The 15,126-nt window shown below is 74.4% G+C and carries 15 protein-coding genes; 6 read left to right on the forward strand and 9 right to left on the reverse strand.

Annotation, left to right across the window (positions count from 1 at the left end; genetic code table 11):
* Positions 1-103 precede the first annotated feature (103 nt).
* Both SM452_RS17200 and SM452_RS17205 read right to left on the reverse strand, forming a co-directional pair.
* Positions 104-970 (reverse strand): acyl-CoA thioesterase, encoded by an 867-nt coding sequence (locus SM452_RS17200; protein ID WP_194800071.1) that lies wholly within the window; start codon positions 968-970, stop codon positions 104-106.
* Positions 971-973: 3 nt separating this feature from the next.
* Entirely contained in the window at positions 974-2,425 is a 1,452-nt protein-coding gene (locus tag SM452_RS17205; RefSeq protein WP_463840274.1) for an MFS transporter, read from the reverse strand.
* Between the two features lie 96 nt (positions 2,426-2,521).
* On the opposite strand from SM452_RS17205, the gene SM452_RS17210 reads away from it, so the two are divergent.
* Positions 2,522-2,968, forward strand: coding sequence for a VOC family protein (locus tag SM452_RS17210; protein ID WP_135239725.1), 447 nt, complete (start codon positions 2,522-2,524; stop codon positions 2,966-2,968).
* Between the two features lie 10 nt (positions 2,969-2,978).
* Here SM452_RS17210 and SM452_RS17215 read toward each other — a convergent pair whose 3' ends face one another.
* Positions 2,979-4,271: a condensation domain-containing protein gene (locus tag SM452_RS17215; RefSeq protein WP_262014475.1), complete on the reverse strand. Its 1,293-nt coding sequence runs from the start codon at positions 4,269-4,271 to the stop codon at positions 2,979-2,981.
* 67 nt (positions 4,272-4,338) lie between these two features.
* Between SM452_RS17215 and SM452_RS17220 the strand changes: the two genes are divergently transcribed.
* Positions 4,339-5,433, forward strand: a complete 1,095-nt coding sequence (locus SM452_RS17220; protein WP_463840275.1) for a class I SAM-dependent methyltransferase — start codon at positions 4,339-4,341, stop codon at positions 5,431-5,433.
* A gap of 47 nt (positions 5,434-5,480) precedes the next feature.
* Here SM452_RS17220 and SM452_RS17225 read toward each other — a convergent pair whose 3' ends face one another.
* Together SM452_RS17225 and SM452_RS17230 are read right to left on the reverse strand one after the other, a co-directional pair.
* Positions 5,481-5,963 carry a PaaI family thioesterase gene (locus SM452_RS17225; protein ID WP_463840276.1) on the reverse strand — a complete coding sequence of 161 codons (483 nt, stop codon included), beginning with the start codon at positions 5,961-5,963 and terminating at the stop codon, positions 5,481-5,483.
* Positions 5,963-7,567, reverse strand: coding sequence for a (2,3-dihydroxybenzoyl)adenylate synthase (locus tag SM452_RS17230; RefSeq protein ID WP_355511237.1), 1,605 nt, complete (start codon positions 7,565-7,567; stop codon positions 5,963-5,965). Before SM452_RS17230 ends, SM452_RS17225 begins: the two co-directional genes overlap by 1 nt.
* A 231-nt stretch (positions 7,568-7,798) precedes the next feature.
* On the opposite strand from SM452_RS17230, the gene SM452_RS17235 reads away from it, so the two are divergent.
* The gene (locus SM452_RS17235) at positions 7,799-9,121 is read left to right on the forward strand and encodes an acyl-CoA dehydrogenase family protein (protein WP_355512891.1); all 1,323 of its coding nucleotides are present in this window, start codon (positions 7,799-7,801) and stop codon (positions 9,119-9,121) included.
* A 13-nt stretch (positions 9,122-9,134) separates the two neighbouring features.
* Here SM452_RS17235 and SM452_RS17240 read toward each other — a convergent pair whose 3' ends face one another.
* Entirely contained in the window at positions 9,135-9,782 is a 648-nt protein-coding gene (locus SM452_RS17240) for a GNAT family N-acetyltransferase (protein WP_262014472.1), read from the reverse strand.
* A gap of 141 nt (positions 9,783-9,923) precedes the next feature.
* On the opposite strand from SM452_RS17240, the gene SM452_RS17245 reads away from it, so the two are divergent.
* Positions 9,924-10,187, forward strand: a complete 264-nt coding sequence (locus SM452_RS17245) for an acyl carrier protein (RefSeq protein ID WP_167796881.1) — start codon at positions 9,924-9,926, stop codon at positions 10,185-10,187.
* Positions 10,151-11,899: a carbamoyltransferase C-terminal domain-containing protein gene (locus SM452_RS17250; protein ID WP_355512894.1), complete on the forward strand. Its 1,749-nt coding sequence runs from the start codon at positions 10,151-10,153 to the stop codon at positions 11,897-11,899. The genes SM452_RS17245 and SM452_RS17250 overlap by 37 nt, the downstream gene beginning before the upstream one ends.
* A 1-nt stretch (position 11,900) precedes the next feature.
* On the opposite strand, the gene SM452_RS17255 is transcribed toward SM452_RS17250, so the two are convergent.
* Both SM452_RS17255 and SM452_RS17260 read right to left on the reverse strand, forming a co-directional pair.
* Complete coding sequence (locus SM452_RS17255) at positions 11,901-12,899, reverse strand: hypothetical protein (RefSeq protein ID WP_463840277.1); 999 nt, start codon at positions 12,897-12,899, stop codon at positions 11,901-11,903.
* Between the two features lie 12 nt (positions 12,900-12,911).
* A complete protein-coding gene (locus tag SM452_RS17260) occupies positions 12,912-14,000 on the reverse strand; it encodes a phosphotransferase family protein (protein ID WP_355512898.1) in 1,089 nt (362 codons plus the stop codon).
* Between the two features lie 193 nt (positions 14,001-14,193).
* On the opposite strand from SM452_RS17260, the gene SM452_RS17265 reads away from it, so the two are divergent.
* Positions 14,194-14,802, forward strand: a complete 609-nt coding sequence (locus SM452_RS17265) for an NADPH-dependent FMN reductase (protein ID WP_355512900.1) — start codon at positions 14,194-14,196, stop codon at positions 14,800-14,802.
* 37 nt (positions 14,803-14,839) lie between these two features.
* Here the strand turns inward: SM452_RS17265 and SM452_RS17270 are convergent, their stop codons facing one another.
* On the reverse strand, positions 14,840-15,100 hold the full coding sequence (locus SM452_RS17270) for a hypothetical protein (protein ID WP_135239735.1): 261 nt from the start codon (positions 15,098-15,100) through the stop codon (positions 14,840-14,842).
* Positions 15,101-15,126: the final 26 nt, after the last annotated feature.

Here is a 15,126-nt window from a genome sequence, read left to right on the forward strand (position 1 = left end):
ACTTCCCCGACCAGCACAACCCGGCCACCCGCGAGGCAGGCCCAGGACGAGCGACCGCAATCACCCCGGCAGTTGCCGGTTACTGAGACACGCTCCTAGCGGCTCACGAACGGGTCGGCTGCACCTGGCGGGGTGCCATCGCGGCGCCCCGCCGGGTGGAGGTGCTCAGCATCTGCTGCATCCCCGCCGCCACCAGCCGGCCGTCCGGCGCCCAGACCTGGGCCGCCCCACCCAGCACGCCCCGGTGCGACGCCACCCCGGCCGCGTTCACCAGCAGCCACTCGTCGCCCGGGGCGCTGTCGTGGAACGCCACGTACAGGTCGATGCTCGGGGCGAACAACTGCGTCTCCAGCTCCGGGAACGCGTTCATCACCGCCGGCCACTGGAGACTGTCCACCAGGATCACCGAGCGGCAGGCGTCCAGCCACGGGTCGTCGAAGGTGGCCTGCGGCTGGAACCGGGCCCAGCTGAACGCCACCGGCGCCGGCGTCTCCAGCGTGGTCCGCCCGGCCAGCTCCCGCAGCGTGACGCAGTCGTGCCAGGGCGGCACGCCCCGCCCCTCCGCCTCCAGCAGCTCCCGCAGGTCGGGCAGCTCCTCCGGACCGGGCACCTCGGGCATCGGCGTCCACGGCCCGTCCGGGCCGGTGAGCCCGTCGTGCGCCGCCCACACCATGGCCTCCAGCACCGGCCGGCCGAACTGCGTCATGGACACCCGGGCCGCCGCCGCCCGGCGGGTCGCCCGCAACGTCACCACCGCGAGGTCGACGTAGCCGAACCGGGGCGGGCTCAGGAACTGGCAGGACAGGCTCGCCGGCCGGGGCAGGGACAGGGTCTGCTGGGCGGCGCGCAGCGCCACCGCGGCCAGGTAGCCGCCGTTCGGGCCCATCAGCGCCCAGTCCGAGCACAGCTTCGCCCGGAACAGGCCGTCGCCGGCCGGTTCGATGGTGGTGTCCTCGGCGAGGTGGCCCACGGCTCAGCCCGCCGTCGCCGGCGTCGCCGGGCGGCCCGGCGTCAGCAGGCTGACCACGGTGCCGACGCCGATGAGCACGGCGGCCAGCAGGAAGCCGCGGTCGTACCCGGCGGCCAGGGCGACAGCCGGGGACCGCCCCGCCTCGGCCAGGTGCGACGCGTGCGCCACGGCGGCGGTGACCAGCGTGGCCAGGCCGATCGCGCCGCCGAGCTGCCGGGTGCTGCTGATGACCCCGGACGCCAGGCCCGCCTGGGCCGGCGGGATGCCGCTGGTGGCCGCCGCGGTGATCGGCACCATCACGATGCCGATGCCCAGCCCGATCAGCACGGTCGGGGCGAGCAGGTCGACCAGGAACGTCGCGTCGGCCGGCGTCCGGGACAACCACAGCAGTCCGGCCGCGGCGACCACGCCACCGGCCACCAGCGGCAGCCGGGGACCGGTGCCCGGCAGGAGCTTCGTGGAGACGCCGGAGCCGGCGACGATGCCGATCGACAGCGGCAGGAACGCCAGCCCGGCCTCGATCGGCCGGTAGCCGAGGACCTGCTGGAGGAAGAGCGACAGGAAGAAGAACATCGACACCATCGCGGTGCCGCCCACCAGCGCGATGATGTTGGCGAGCGCGACGTTGCGGTGCCGGAAGAAACCCGGCGGCATGATCGGCTCGGCCGCCCGCGTCTCGACCACCAGGAACACCGCCAGCAGCAGGACGCCGACCGCGATCGGTACCAGGACGGGAGCGGAGAGGAACGGGTGCTCCCGTACGCCGACGATGCCGTACACGAGCGTGGCCAGACCCGCGGTGACGGTGACCGCGCCGGTGACGTCGAGGCGGCGGCGCGCCCCGGCGGCCGGTGCCGACTCGGTGAGCGCCCGGGCCGCGCCGGCGAACAGCAGCACGCCCAGCGGCACGTTGCAGAACAGCACCCAGCGCCAGCTGAGCAGGTCGGTGAGCACGCCGCCGGCCAGCGAGCCGATCGCGCCGGCGGACGCGGCGACCGCGCTCCACAGGCCGATCGCCCGCCCCCGCTGCTTCGGGTCGGTGAACGTGGTGACCAGCACCGTCAGCGTGGTCGGGGCGAGGATCGCGCCGCCGAGGCCCTGCACCGCCCGGGCGGCGATCAGCGTGCCCGCGTTCGGGGCGAAGCCGCCGACGAGGCTGGCCACGGTGAAGACGGTCAGGCCGGTGAGGAACATCCGCTTGCGTCCGAACAGGTCGGCGGTGCGGCCGCCCAGCAGCAGGAACCCGGCGAAGACGATGGTGTACGCGTTCACCACCCACTGCAGCTCGGCCGGGCCCATGGCCAGCGACTCGCCCATCCGGTCCAGCGCCAGGTTCACGATCGCGACGTCGAGGATGACCATGAACTGGGCGAGGCAGACCACCGCGAGGATCGCCCCGCTCGGCGTGCCGGCGGCACGGGCCGGCGCCGGCGCCGCCTTTCCTGTCGTCGTCACTTGCGGGCTCCAAGGGCTCGGGCCGGCCCGGGACGCGCCGGCGGCGGGGAGGCTCGTGCGCTCGGGCGCGGCGGCCGGGGCTGGCATACTGCCCGCATGGCCGATCTCACCGGAACACACTATCGGGGTTACAGTCCGTATCTCTACTACGAGGACGCGGGCGCCGCGCTGGACTGGCTGGTCCGCACGTTCGGCTTCACCGAGAAGGTCCGCTACCTCGACGAGGCCGGTGTGGTCCGGGAGGCGGAGCTGCACGCCGGGGACACGCTCATCATGCTGCACGGCGCCGACCCCGGCTACTGGGCGAAGCAGTCGGCGCCCGGCCCGGTCGGGCACATGTGCATCGTGTACGTCGAGGACGTCGACGCCCACCACAAGGCCACTGTCGCGGCCGGTGTGGACGCGCCCGAGCCGGAGGACCAGCCGTACGGGGCACGGATCTACATCGTCACCGACCCGGGCGGACACCAGTGGACGTTCTGGCAGCACCTGACCGACGAGGTGCGGCTGGCGCCGGGCTGGCGCGAGGTGCGCCCGGCGTAGCGCCGTCGCGTCAGACCGGGTCCGGCTGCGGCCGCCGGTCCGGCGCGCCCGCCGCCCGCACGGCCAGCGCGACGTAGTCGGTGAGGAACGCCCGCGCCCACTCCGGGTCGAACTGGTCGTCGTAGAACAGCAGCGCCCGGCAGTCGCCGCCGGGTTGCGGGATCAGCCCCAGCTCCAGCCCGAACCGGCTGCGCAGCGCCTCCGGCACGTAGAGGTCGAAGTCGACGCCGCGCGCGGTGACCTTCGTGCCCGGTGGCGGCGTGAGCAGCATCTGGAACACCACGTCGTCGGCGCGCCGCCCGTTCGTCTGGAACCGCACCGGCAGCATCTGGTACGGGATGCCCTCGTGCAGGAACGCGTCCACCACGGTCCGGCGGGTCGCCTGCACCACCTCGCGGAAGCTCGCGCCCTGCGGGATCCGCGTGCGCAGCATCAGCATGTTGGCGAAGAACCCGACAGTCGACTGCACCTCGCGGCGGGAGCGGTTGGCGAACAACGACGCCACCGCCAGGTCGGTGCTGCCGGTCTCCCGCTGCAGGATCAGGTAGTACAGCGAGAGCATCACCGTGAACAGCGTGGTCCGCTCGGTGCGGGCCAGCAGCCGCAGCCGGTTGAACGTCTCGCGGTCGATCGTCTCGGCCTCCAGGTAGCTGCGCCGCGGCGCCTGCGGGTCCAGCTCACGCATCGGCACGTCGGGCAGCGTCAGCCCGGTCAGCTGCCTGGTCCAGTAGTCCTGGTGCGGCTTCAGCTCGCCCCTGGTCATCAGCTCGTGCTGCCACTGCGCGAACTCCGGGTACTGCCAGCCGATCGGCGTGAGGTCCGGCTCGCCGTCCGGGCCGGCCTCCAGCAGCCGGATCAGGTCCTGCACGATGATGCCGCACGACCAGGCGTCGGAGACCAGGTGGTGCATGTTCACCGACAGCACGTGCTCGTCCGGCCCGAGCCGCCACAACGTCACCCGTACCGGCCACTCGCTGACGTCCACGTTGTCGCGGACCTCGGCCGCGACCGCCGCGCCGAGCGTCTCCTCGTCCGGGTCCGGCAGGTCGACGTGGCGGACTCGTACCGGCGCCGGGTCGTGCACGTGCTGCACCAGGTTGCGCCCCTGCCGCACCAGCGTGGTGCGCAGCGCCTCGTGCCGCGCGGCCAGCCGGTCCAGCGCGATCTGCAGCTCGCCGACGTCCAGCGGGCCGTGCAGGCGGCACACGACGGGGCAGTTGAGCGATGCCGAGTCGGGCCGATAATGCTCCAGGAACCACAGCAACCGTTGTCCGATCGAGGCCGGCACTTCGCGTACGCCCATGCCCCGGAGTATCGAGATCCGGCGACGCCCGGCGCAATGCGATCCGGCCGGTGAAACGAGGTCGAGGGTGGAACCGTCCAGCTCACCGGCGCGGCAGGCGCAGGCCCTGTCGATGCGGTTGTTCCTGCACAGCCTCGGCGCGGCCGAGCTGATGACGATGTACCTCGGCCATCGGCTGGGGCTCTACCGGGTGCTCGGCGAAGGGCCCGTGACGGGTGCCGAGCTGGCCACGCGCGCCGGTATCGGGGCCCGGCACGCCACCGAGTGGCTGGAGCAGCAGGCCGCCGCCGGGGTGGTCGAGCCCGCCGGGGACGGCCGCTTCCGCCTGCCCGAGGGACACCGGCAGGCGCTCACCGACGCCACCAGCCCGTTCGCGGTGCTGTCGCTCGCGGTGCTGCCGGTGGCCGGGCTGGCGCCGATGCTCGACCGGCTGATCGAGGCGTACGCCAAGGGCGAGGGCGTGGGCTACGACGAGTACGGCGAGGAGTTCCGCGCCGCGCAGGCCGGCATGAACCGGCCGGTGTTCACGCACGAGCTGCCACGCTGGATCCGGACCGCCCTGCCGGACGTACACGCCCGGCTGTCCCGGCCCGGCGCGGTGGTGATCGACGTCGGGTGCGGCACCGGTGACTCCTCGCTGGCGCTGGCGCTGGCGTACCCGTTCGCCACCGTCCACGGTGTCGACCTGGGCGCCGCCGCGATCGACGTGGCCCGCGACCGCGCCGCCTCGGCCGGGCTGGCCGAGCGGGTCGTGTTCACCGTCGCCGACGTGGCCGAGCGGCCCGGCGCCGAGCGCGGCGACCTGGTGTGCGTGTTCGACGCGCTGCACGACATGAGCCGGCCGGTACGGGTGCTCACCGCCGCCCGGGACCTGCTGCGACCGGGCGGCTGCGTGCTGCTGATGGAGCCGCGGGTGGGGGAGCGGTTCACTGCGCCGGCCGGTGAGGTCGAGCGGTTCATGTACGCCGTGAGCGTGCTGCACTGCCTGCCGGTCGGCCTGACCGGCGACGGCGACGACGGCGGCGCCCCGGCCGGCACCGGCACCGTCATGCGGCCGGACACGGTGCGCCGCTACGCCGAGCGGGCCGGTTTCGCCGCGACCACGGTGCTGCCGGTGGAGCACCGGTTCCACCGCCTCTACCGCCTGGACCCGCCGGCCTGACCGGACCGGCCGTCTCACGGGGCCGGCCCGGCCGGGCCGCCTGCGGATCAGGCGGACGGGTCGCGGCGGGCCGCCACCCGGGCGCTCAGCCGGCTCGCCGTCGACTCGGACAGCACCCGGAACTCCGCGGTGGCCTCCACGCACACCCGGCCGGCGCCGTCGACGATCGTGCCCGTCGTGCCGAGCCGGTCGGGGGCGGTCGTCGCGATCCGGGCGCGCACCCGGTAGTCGGCGCCGATGCGCAGCGGCCGGACGAACCGGGCCGTGGTGTCGACGGTGACCGCGAAGCGCCGGGCGCCGGCCACCACCGCCCACGCCATCGCCTCGTTCAGCACGGCCAGGCTCAGCCCGCCGTGCACGTACGTCGGCGCGCCGGAGTGCCGCTGCGCGAACGTGAACGAGGCGAGCACCTCGGCGCGCCCGTCGTCGTAGGAGAACGGGATCCGCAGCCCGTGCTCGTTGATCGGGCTGCACACGAAGCAGTGCGTCTCCAGCGGGCCGCTGTGCTCGTCCAGCCGTCGTACGGCCATCAGGCGCCGTCCCCGGTGAGGGACCGGCGCAGCGCCCGCTTGTCGACCTTGCCGGCGCCGGTGTGGCTGAACGCGGGCACCACCTCCAGCCGGTCCGGCAGCTTGTACGCGGCCAGCCCTCGGCCGGTCAGGAAGGCGCGCAGCTCCGCGAGGTCGAGGCCGCCGCCGTCGTCGCGCCGGACCACCACGGCGCAGATCTTCTCGCCCAGCGCCGGGTCGGGCACCGCGATGACGGCGGCGGCGCGTACGGCCGGATGGGCCTCGATCTGGCTCTCCAGCTCGGCCGCGCCGATCTTCTCGCCACCACGGTTGATCACGTCCTTGATCCGCCCGGCGACCATCAGGTTGCCCTCCGGGGTGAGCCGGACCAGGTCGCCGGTGCGCAGGTAGCCGTCGGCGGTGAACGCGGTGGCGTTGTACTCCGGCGCGTCGTAGTAGCCGCGCAGCGTGGTCGGCCCGCGGACCAGGAACTCGCCGACGCCGCCCGGCGGGACGTCCCGGTCGTGCTCGTCGACGACGCGGTACTCGTCGGCCGGGATCAGCGGCCGGCCCTGGGTGGTGGCGATCGTCTCCGGAGGGTCGTCCAGCCGGGTGTACCACAGCGGTCCCTCGGCCATCCCGAACCAGTGGCTCAGCCGCAGCCCTCGGCCCAGGATCTCCCGGGCCACCTCCGGGCGCAGCGGCGCGCCGCCGACCTCCAGCAGCACGCCGGACAGGTCCACGCCGTAGTCGGCGGCGAGGTCGAGCCAGACCGCCAGCAGCGGCGGCATCAGCGTGGTCAGCGTGACGCCCTCGGCGGTGATCAGGGGGAACACGTCGTCCGGGCTCGGTGTCGGGCTGAGCACGACCCGGCCGCCGGCGCGCAGCGTGCCGAGCACGCCGGGGCAGCCCAGCGCCGCGTTGTGCGCCGCCGGCAGCGAGGCGAGGTAGACGCCGTGCTCGTCCACGCCGAGCGCCTCGGCGCTGCGGCGCAGCTGGTAGGCGTAGTCGTCGTGGGTGCGGGGGATCAGCTTCGGCAGCCCGGTGGTGCCGCCGGAGAGCAGGAAGAACGCGACGTCGCCGGGATCCGGGGCGGGCAGCTCCCGGGGCTCGTCGCGTATCTGGCTCAGAGCCAGGTGCGGCCCGGGCTCCCCGGCCACGATGACGTGGTCGAGGCCGGCGGCCGACGCGGCCACCGTCGCGGCCAGCGGCCGGTGGTCGTACCCGCCGAAGCGGTCCGGCACGACCAGCGCCCGCGCCTCGGTGTGCCGGGCCAGGTAGGTCAGCTCGGCCTCGCGGTGCGACGGCAGCGCGAACACCGGTACGGCGCCGAGGCGGAACAGGCCGAGCGCGACCACCACGAACGCGGCCGTGTTCGGCAGTTGCACCACGACCCGGTCCTCGGCGCGCAGGCCGAGCCGGTGCAGACCGGCGGCGAACCGGTCGGCGGCGGCGTCGAGTTCGGCGTAGGTCATCCGGCCGCCGGTGTCGACGACGGCGGTGCGGCCGGGGTGCCGGCGCGCCCCCTCACGGCCGATCTCGCCGAGCAGCTCACCGGTCCAGATGCCCGCGGCGCGGTAGCGTTCCGCGTCCGTCTCGGGCCAGGCGACACAACCTTTCAGCACCGCACGACTCCCCTGTCAACTGTGGACGCATCCGCCTCGGGCGAGGTGCGCTCCACCTTGGCCGGTGCCGTCGCGGCCCGGCAAGCAGTCAGCGTTGCCGCCCGCGGGGCCCGGCTGCGATCCTGCGCGGGCGCAGGTCCCCCCGGTCCTGACCGGGTGCGACTGCGGATGCGCATCAGTTGCACAGCCGGCCGCCCGGCCGGGGCACTGTCATCCGACGGGAGGGGACGTATGGGCCCGGATGTCAACGGCGGCGACGGGCGGGGCAAGGAGTGCCGGTCGGACGCGGGTGAGCTGACCGCCCGCACCGAGGCCGGCCGGCGGATGGTGGAGCTGGCGCAGGAGCACGCCGCCGACTTCGCCACCCGCGCCGCCGACCACGACCGGGACAACACGTTCGTCCGGGAGAACTTCGAGGCGATGAAGGCCAGCGGCTTCCTCGCCGCCACCGCGCCGCGGGAGTTCGGCGGCCTCGGCGTGTCGTCCCTGCACGACCTCGTCGTCGCGGTGTCCCGGCTCGCCCGCGGCTGCCCGTCCACCGCGATCGCCGCGAACATGCACCTGGGGTTCGTGTGGAGCACGGCCCGGGGCTGGCGGGCCGCCGCGCAGCCGCCGCCGCAGCTCACCATGTTGCTGCGGCTGCTCGGCCGGGGCCGCATCGTGGTGTCGCACGCCGGCACCGAGCCCGGCGGCGGGGCGATCAGCTTCCCGCGTACGACGGCCGAGCCGGTCCCCGGCGGCTACCGGATCAACGGGCACAAGATCTTCGCCACGAACGCCGAGATCGCCGAGACGGTGGTGGTGTTCCTGCGGGTGCCCGACGGCGCGGGCTGGTTCAACGCCGGCACCGCCGTGGTGCGCACCGGCACACCAGGGATGACAGTGGAACGCACCTGGGACGCACTCGGCATGCGGGGCTCGGGCAGCCACGACATCCGCTTCACCGACTGCGTCGTCGGGCGGGACATGGTGCTGGTCGGCCGCCCACTGGGGGAGATGGCCACCGAGTGGCCGGGCCTGCTGGCGGTGAACTTCCCGCTCGTGGCCGCGTACGTGGGCATCGCCGAGCGGGCGATGAGCCACGTGACGGAGCTGGTCGTGACGCGCCGCCAGCAGCCCTCCGGCCAGTTGCTCGCACACCGCGCGCCGGTGCGGTCGCAGGTGGCGGAGATGGCGGTGGAGCTGGCCGTCGCGCGGGCCACGCTGGGCCGGGCCGCGGAGGCGATCGACGCGTTCCTGGCCCGCCCCGACGCCGAGGTGGAGCCGGCCGACGCGTACCGCGCCATCGAGGACTTCCAGGTCGCGAAGCTGGTCGTGAACCGGTCCGCCGCCGCGGTGGTCGACCGCGCGATGGCGGTGACCGGCGGCCAGTCGTACCGGACCGGGCACCTGCTCAACCGGCTCTACCGGGACGTGCGCGCGGGCGGGTTCATGCAGCCGTACTCGCCGCCGGAGGCGCTGGAGTTCGTCGGGCGTACCGCGCTGGGCCTGGACCCGTTCGAGGAACTGCGGGACAGCCTGGCGTCGGCCCGCGCGGCGGCGGCCGCCGGCTGACGGGGGAGGGCCGTCAGCCCGTGCGGTCGGCCGGCCGCCCGTCGCGGCGCAGGTACCACAGCGGGATGCCGACGACCTCGACGGTCTTGGTCAGCTCCCAGCCGAGCGCGGTGTAGAAGCGCACGTTCGCCTCGGTGTCGGTCTCGCCCCAGGTGGGACGCGGGTCGCCGGCCATCACGTCGAGCAGCGCCTGCATGAGCGCCTCGCCGATGCCCCGGCCCTGGAAGCGCGGCTCGACGCCGACCGGACCGACGTGCCAGTGTGGCTCGGCCAGGTCGTGGATCGCGTAGTGCGCCCGGACGTACTCGGCCCGGGCCGGGTCGCCCACCGGCGGCGCCGCGCCGAGCGCGATCCGGCGGGCGTCGCTGTCCAGCGCGGTGCCGATGCAGCCGCCGGGCGGGACCGCCGCGGCGGCACCCACCAGGCAGCCCTTGTAGAACGCGCCGATCTGCGGCGGCGCGGGACGGTGGAAGAAGGCCGTCCAGATGGGCATCAGCCCGGCCAGCCGGTCCAGCGGCTCGTCGCCGAACATCGCGTACGTGGTGGGGTTGTCCCGCATCGCGCGGGCGACCAGTCCGGCGGCCGGCCGGCGGTCGTCCTTGCGCAGCTCTCGTATCTGGAGTGTGGGCAGGGTCCGGGGTACGGCTCTGGTGTCGGTCACGGGCGCACGCTAACAGCGGCGCGGCGGCCCGGGCAGGGGCGTGACGACGGCCTCCGTGATCCTTGTGGCGGCGGCGATCCGGCACCTATGTTGCCTCGGAGTTCTCGGTTCTGTCGCACCGACCGGAGTGGGGAAGACGAGATGGCTTTGGACCAGGCGAGCGGCCAGGAAACGAACAGGGCGGATCCCGCCACCGTCGTGCACGGCATCGTCGAGGAGGTCGCGGGCGTCGACGTACGGCCCGACGAGAGCTTCTTCGACCTCGGGCTCGACTCCATCCAGCTGATGCAGGTGTGCAACCGCATCAACGAGGAGTTCGGCGAGGTCATCGATCTGTTCCTGCTGTTCGAGAATCCCACTGTCAACGAGTGCGTGTCCGTCATCAGCGCGCAGCGGTCGGGCTGAGCATGCCGACGCCCGAGGTGTGGTGCGGCCTGAAACTCACGCACGACGGCGGCGTCGCCGCCATCGAGGGGAACCGCCTGCTGTTCTCGATCGAGGCGGAGAAGCTGGAGAACCGGCCCCGGCACGCCACCATGCACGAGGCGGCCGACATCGTCGCCCAGCTCGCCGCCAACGGCCTGGCCCCGGGTGACCTCGCCGGCGTCGCGGTGGACGGCTGGGCGCGCGGAGCGCAGGGCGAGACCTGGGTCGAGGTCGCCGACGCCGGCGGCACGCTGCACCCGGTCGAGGTGGCCGGCTACCACGACGAGCCGGGCGCCGGCCGGTTGCTGACCGGGGTGACCGGCAGCGCGCCGCTGCTCGGGACGCCGACGCCGTTCCGCAGCTTCAGCCACGCCACCGACCACGCGCTGTCCAGCTACTGCACCAGCCCGTTCGCCGCCCGGCGGCAGCGTGCCCTGATCACCGTCTGGGACGGCGGCATGGTGCCGTGCCTGTACGTGTTCGACCCGGAACGGGTGAGCCTGGAGTGCCTGGGGCCGGTGGGCTCGATCTCCGGCGCGCTGTTCCCGATCTTCTGCTCGCACTTCGCGCCGTTCAAGATCGACCACGGCACCCGGCGCGCGAACGATCCCGGTCCCGGCCTGGAGGCGTTGCTGCCGATCGCGGGCAAGGCGATGGCGTACGCGGCGCTGGACACGGTCAGCGAGGAGGCGGTGGCCGTGATGGCCGCCGTGACCGAGGAGATCGGCCTGGTCGACGCGGCGATCCCGGCGTACCTGTGGAGCCGCCGCGTGCTCACCCGTACCGCGCCGCTCGGCCTGTCCGACGCGGCGCTCGTCGGCTCGATCCAGGAGTTCCTGTTCCGGGTCTTCGCGGCCGGGCTCGACGGCCTGCTGTCCCGGCGGCCGGACCTGGACGGCCTGCCGATCTGCCTGTCCGGCGGCTGCGCGCTCAACATCAAGTGGAACGCCGGGCTGCGGGCGAGCGGCCGGTTCGCCGGCGTCTGGGTGCCGCCGTTCCCCAACGACAGCGGTTCGGCGATCGGCGCGGCCTGCACCGAGATGGTGCGCCGCACCGGCCGGGCCGACCTGGAGTGGTCGGTGTTCGCCGGGCCCGGCGTGCGCGACGTCGGCCAGCCGCCGCCCGGGTGGTCGGCGCAGCCCTGCGAGATCGAGGAGCTGGCCAAGATCCTGGAGGTGCACGGCGAACCGGTCGTGGTCGTCAGCGGCCGGGCCGAGCTGGGCCCGCGCGCGCTGGGCCACCGCAGCATCATCGCGCCGCCCACCTCGGCGGCGATGAAGGACCGGCTCAACGCGGTGAAGGGCCGGGAGCCCTACCGTCCGGTCGCGCCGATCTGCCTGGAGCACCGGGCGCCGGAGGTCTTCGACCCGGGCACGCCCGACCCGTACATGCTGTTCGACCACCAGATCCGGCCGCAGTGGCGCTCGCGCATCCCGGCGGTCGCGCACGTCGACAACAGCGCCCGGCTGGAGACCGTCGGACCGGACAACGAGCTGATGTGGCGGCTGCTGACCGCGTACGAGCGCAGCACCGGCGTGCCGGTGCTCTGCAACACCAGCGCCAACTTCCGCGGCAGCGGGTTCTTCCCGGACGCCGAGTCGGTGATGCGCTGGGGTCAGGTCCGGTACGTCTGGTCGAACGGGACGCTGTTCACCTCCGACGCCGACCCGGGAGCCGGCGCCGCCGGATGACTCACCGCTGCGGCACCCCGGTGGCCCGGGCGACCGGGAAGAACCGGTGGTGCCGCGCACCGGTGATCTCGTAGATGGCCGTGCCGGTCCGTCCGTCGTCGGTGCGTACCGCCATCAGCTGCTGGCCACCGCCGAGCCGGCCGTACCGTGCCGACCACGCGCCGGCGCCGGTCAGCCGGATCGTGCTGCCGTCGGCGAAGGCCGCGGTGACGGTGCCGGCCAGCCCGGTCACCGCCTCGCCGTCGCGGCCGTAGCCGACCGGGGAGCCGTCCGCGCCGGTCCAGTCCAGCTCGTGCGTGAACGAGGTGAGCGGCACCGGCGGCGCGTCACCGGCCGGCGCCCAGCAGCCCTCGGTGAACACCCGCGAGCCGTCCGGGTACTCCCAGCACCACAGGCCCAGCATGCCGTCGGGAAGCTGCACCGCGAACCACATCCAGGCCGGCACGTTGCGGTGGTCGCGTACGCCCCAGGAGTGGTCCCGCTGGCCCCACCACCGCCGCACCGGGCGGCGTTCCCCGTCGACCCAGTAGGCGCCGTCGAACCAGCCGGACTGGAACATGTGCCGCTGGTCCCACACCGGGCCGCCGGGGCCGTCCAGTACGCCCCGGGGCAGCGCGTGCGGCGCGGTCCGCGCGGTGAACGTCAGCTCCAGCGGCACCGGCACGCCGGGACCGGACGCGCGGACGCCGACCCGGCGGTACGGCTCCTCGACGGTCACCGCGACCGGCCCGGCCACCGGGTCCGGCCGGTCACCGCCGGCCGGGCGGGAGAACCTGTCGAAGCGGAGCCGTCCGTCCACGCGCACCATCACGTACGCGTCCACGACACCCCGGTACGGGTGGTGGCCGAGCGTCACCAGCAGCACGTCGCCGTCGGCCCGGTCCGGGTGGGCCACGAAGAAGTAGCTCTCCCGCCAGTGCCGGTACGCCCGGGGCAGGCGCGGGCCGGGCGGGCGGGTGAAGTGGACGAAGTCCTCGTCCGGGGCGGTGAGGATGTCCATCGCGCTCCGATCTCAGCTCAGCAGGGTCAGCGCGTCGAGGTCGGTGACGTGCGCGGCGTGCCGTTCGGCCATCGCCACGAACATCGCGTCGCCGCGCCCGTCGCGGGCGACGAGCATCGCCCCGACGACGGTCATGTGCAGACCGGCGACGGTGTTCACCCGGTACGAGCGCCAGCACTCGTCCCGGCTCCACCGCACCCCGGCGGCGCGCAGGGCGTCGTGGTACGACGCGAACAGCTCCGCCTCCCGCGCCCGGCGCACGTCGGTGGGGAGGCTGCCGCCGACCAGGTACGCGGCGTCGCTGGGCCCCGGTCCGAGCTGGACGGTCTGCCAGTCCACCACCGTCACCGCCGGTTGCGGGCCGTCGGTGAACAGCAGGTTGTCCACCCGCAGGTCGCCGTGCAGCAGCGTCAGCGGCGGCCGGTCCGCCCGCACCCAGCCCCGGATCCGGGTGCGCAGCGCCTCGACGACGCCGAGTGCGGCGGGGGAGAGCAGGTCGCCGAAGCGTTCCGCGAAGGCCCCGGCGGTGAGCCGGTACGCCGCGCCCAGCCGCCGTCCGCCGTCCGCGCCGCGTACCGGCAGCCAGCCGGGTGCCGGGCGGTCCCAGTGGACGGCCTGCGCCGCGGCGAGCCCGGTCAGCACGGTCGCTACCTCGTCGACGGTGCAGCCGGTGAGCTGGTCGCCGGGGCGGGCCGGCGCGGCGTCGCCGAGCAGCAGCACGAAGTCGCCGGAGGACTCGTCGTACCCGGCCGCGTAGCAGCGCGGCACCGGCAGCGGCAGAGCGCCGGCCAGCTCCCGGTAGAACGCCACCTCTCGGCGGTACGCGTCGCTGCCCTGCCCGGTGTGCCGGCTGCGCTCGTCCAGCGCCGGGAACTTGCCGACGACGCTGGCCGGTCCGCTGCCGCCGGCCCAGGCCAGCTCGTACCGGACGTTGTGCCCGAGCTTGCCCAGCCCGAGCGGGGTGGCGGTGACCGCGTCGACCCGGTCACCGGGCGCGGCGGCGCCGGCGGCGACCAGCACCTCGGTGAGCCGGCCGGGGGTGACCAGTCCGGGCTCCCGGAACGGGCGCACCGGCACGGTCACCGGAGCGGGGGCGCTCATCGGGGCCCGGCCGGTGTCGCGGCGCGGGGACGGACGACGGCCTGGAGGATGCGCGCGATCGGCACTCGCACTCCGTATCTCGTATCGACACTGATGCGTCATCGGCGAGGATAGCGACGTGAACCCGCCGGGTGCACCGGCGCGGAGGACCGCCGGCCGCCGTCCGGGCCGGTGGCGCGAGGGGAGCCGTGTGGTGATCGAGTCGAACGGGCCGCACCCGGTGACGGTGCTGCTGGGCAACCCGCGTCCCGGGTCGCGCACCGCGAACGTGGCGCGCCGGGCGGCGGACACGCTGGTGGAGTGCCTGGCCGCGCGCGGCGTACGCCTGGCCGAGCCGTCCGTGGTGGACCTGTCGGGGCTGACCCCGCTGCTGGCGACAGCCGACTGGGCGCAGCCGCCGCCGGCGGCGTTGGCCGAGGCGTACCGGCAGGTGACGTCGGCCCGGCTGCTGCTGGTGGCCACGCCCACGTTCAAGGGCTCCTACACCGGGCTGCTCAAGCTGTTCGTGGACCCGCTTCCCCGGCGGGCGCTGGGCGCGACGGTGGCGGTGCCGGTGATGACCGCGGCGCGCGCGGCCGACCAGCACGCCGTCGACAGCCACCTGCGGCCGCTGCTGCTGGCGCTGGACGCCAGCGTGCCGGTGCCCGGGCTGTCCGTGCTGGAGTCCCAGTTCGACCGGCTCGACGACGTGGTGGGGCGGTGGTGCTCGGCGGCCGCACCGGTCCTGGCCGGTGTGCTGCCCGCGGTAGCGGACCCGATCCTGCCGATGCTGCCCGATCCGTCCCTGCTCACGTTCGTGTAGGGCGGTCCGGAGCCGGCCCGGTCCGGCTCCGGACCGGTCAGGCGGCCATGCCCTGCGCGATCCAGCTGCGGAACAGCTCCACCTTCTCCGCCTCCCAGGGCGCGTCGCAGGGCATGGAACCGTCCGCGACCCGCTCCAGGATCGACTCGGCGTAGTCCCGGACGTCGTCCAGGCTGGTCAGGTCCAGCAGGAACGTCATCTCGGCCACGTCCATCTCGCGGAACAGCGGCCGGATGTCGCGGGCGAAGCTCAGCGTTCCGGCGCCGGGGCGCTGGCCGGCGGTCTCGGTGTCGGTCACCCGATGCTCCTCTCGACCGGGGCATT

Source organism: Micromonospora sp. SYSU B005 (assembly GCF_055362685.1).

Excerpts from the sequence above, each read along its gene's own strand:
- SM452_RS17235 (WP_355512891.1), top strand. The coding sequence starts at position 7,799 with ATGGGCCCGGATGTCAACGGCGGCGACGGGCGGGGCAAGGAGTGCCGG.
- SM452_RS17245 (WP_167796881.1), top strand. The coding sequence starts at position 9,924 with ATGGCTTTGGACCAGGCGAGCGGCCAGGAAACGAACAGGGCGGATCCC.
- SM452_RS17225 (WP_463840276.1), bottom strand. The coding sequence starts at position 5,963 with ATGGCCGTACGACGGCTGGACGAGCACAGCGGCCCGCTGGAGACGCAC.
- SM452_RS17260 (WP_355512898.1), bottom strand. The coding sequence starts at position 14,000 with ATGAGCGCCCCCGCTCCGGTGACCGTGCCGGTGCGCCCGTTCCGGGAG.
- SM452_RS17255 (WP_463840277.1), bottom strand. The coding sequence starts at position 12,899 with ATGGACATCCTCACCGCCCCGGACGAGGACTTCGTCCACTTCACCCGC.
- SM452_RS17215 (WP_262014475.1), bottom strand. The coding sequence starts at position 4,271 with ATGGGCGTACGCGAAGTGCCGGCCTCGATCGGACAACGGTTGCTGTGG.
- SM452_RS17210 (WP_135239725.1), top strand. The coding sequence starts at position 2,522 with ATGGCCGATCTCACCGGAACACACTATCGGGGTTACAGTCCGTATCTC.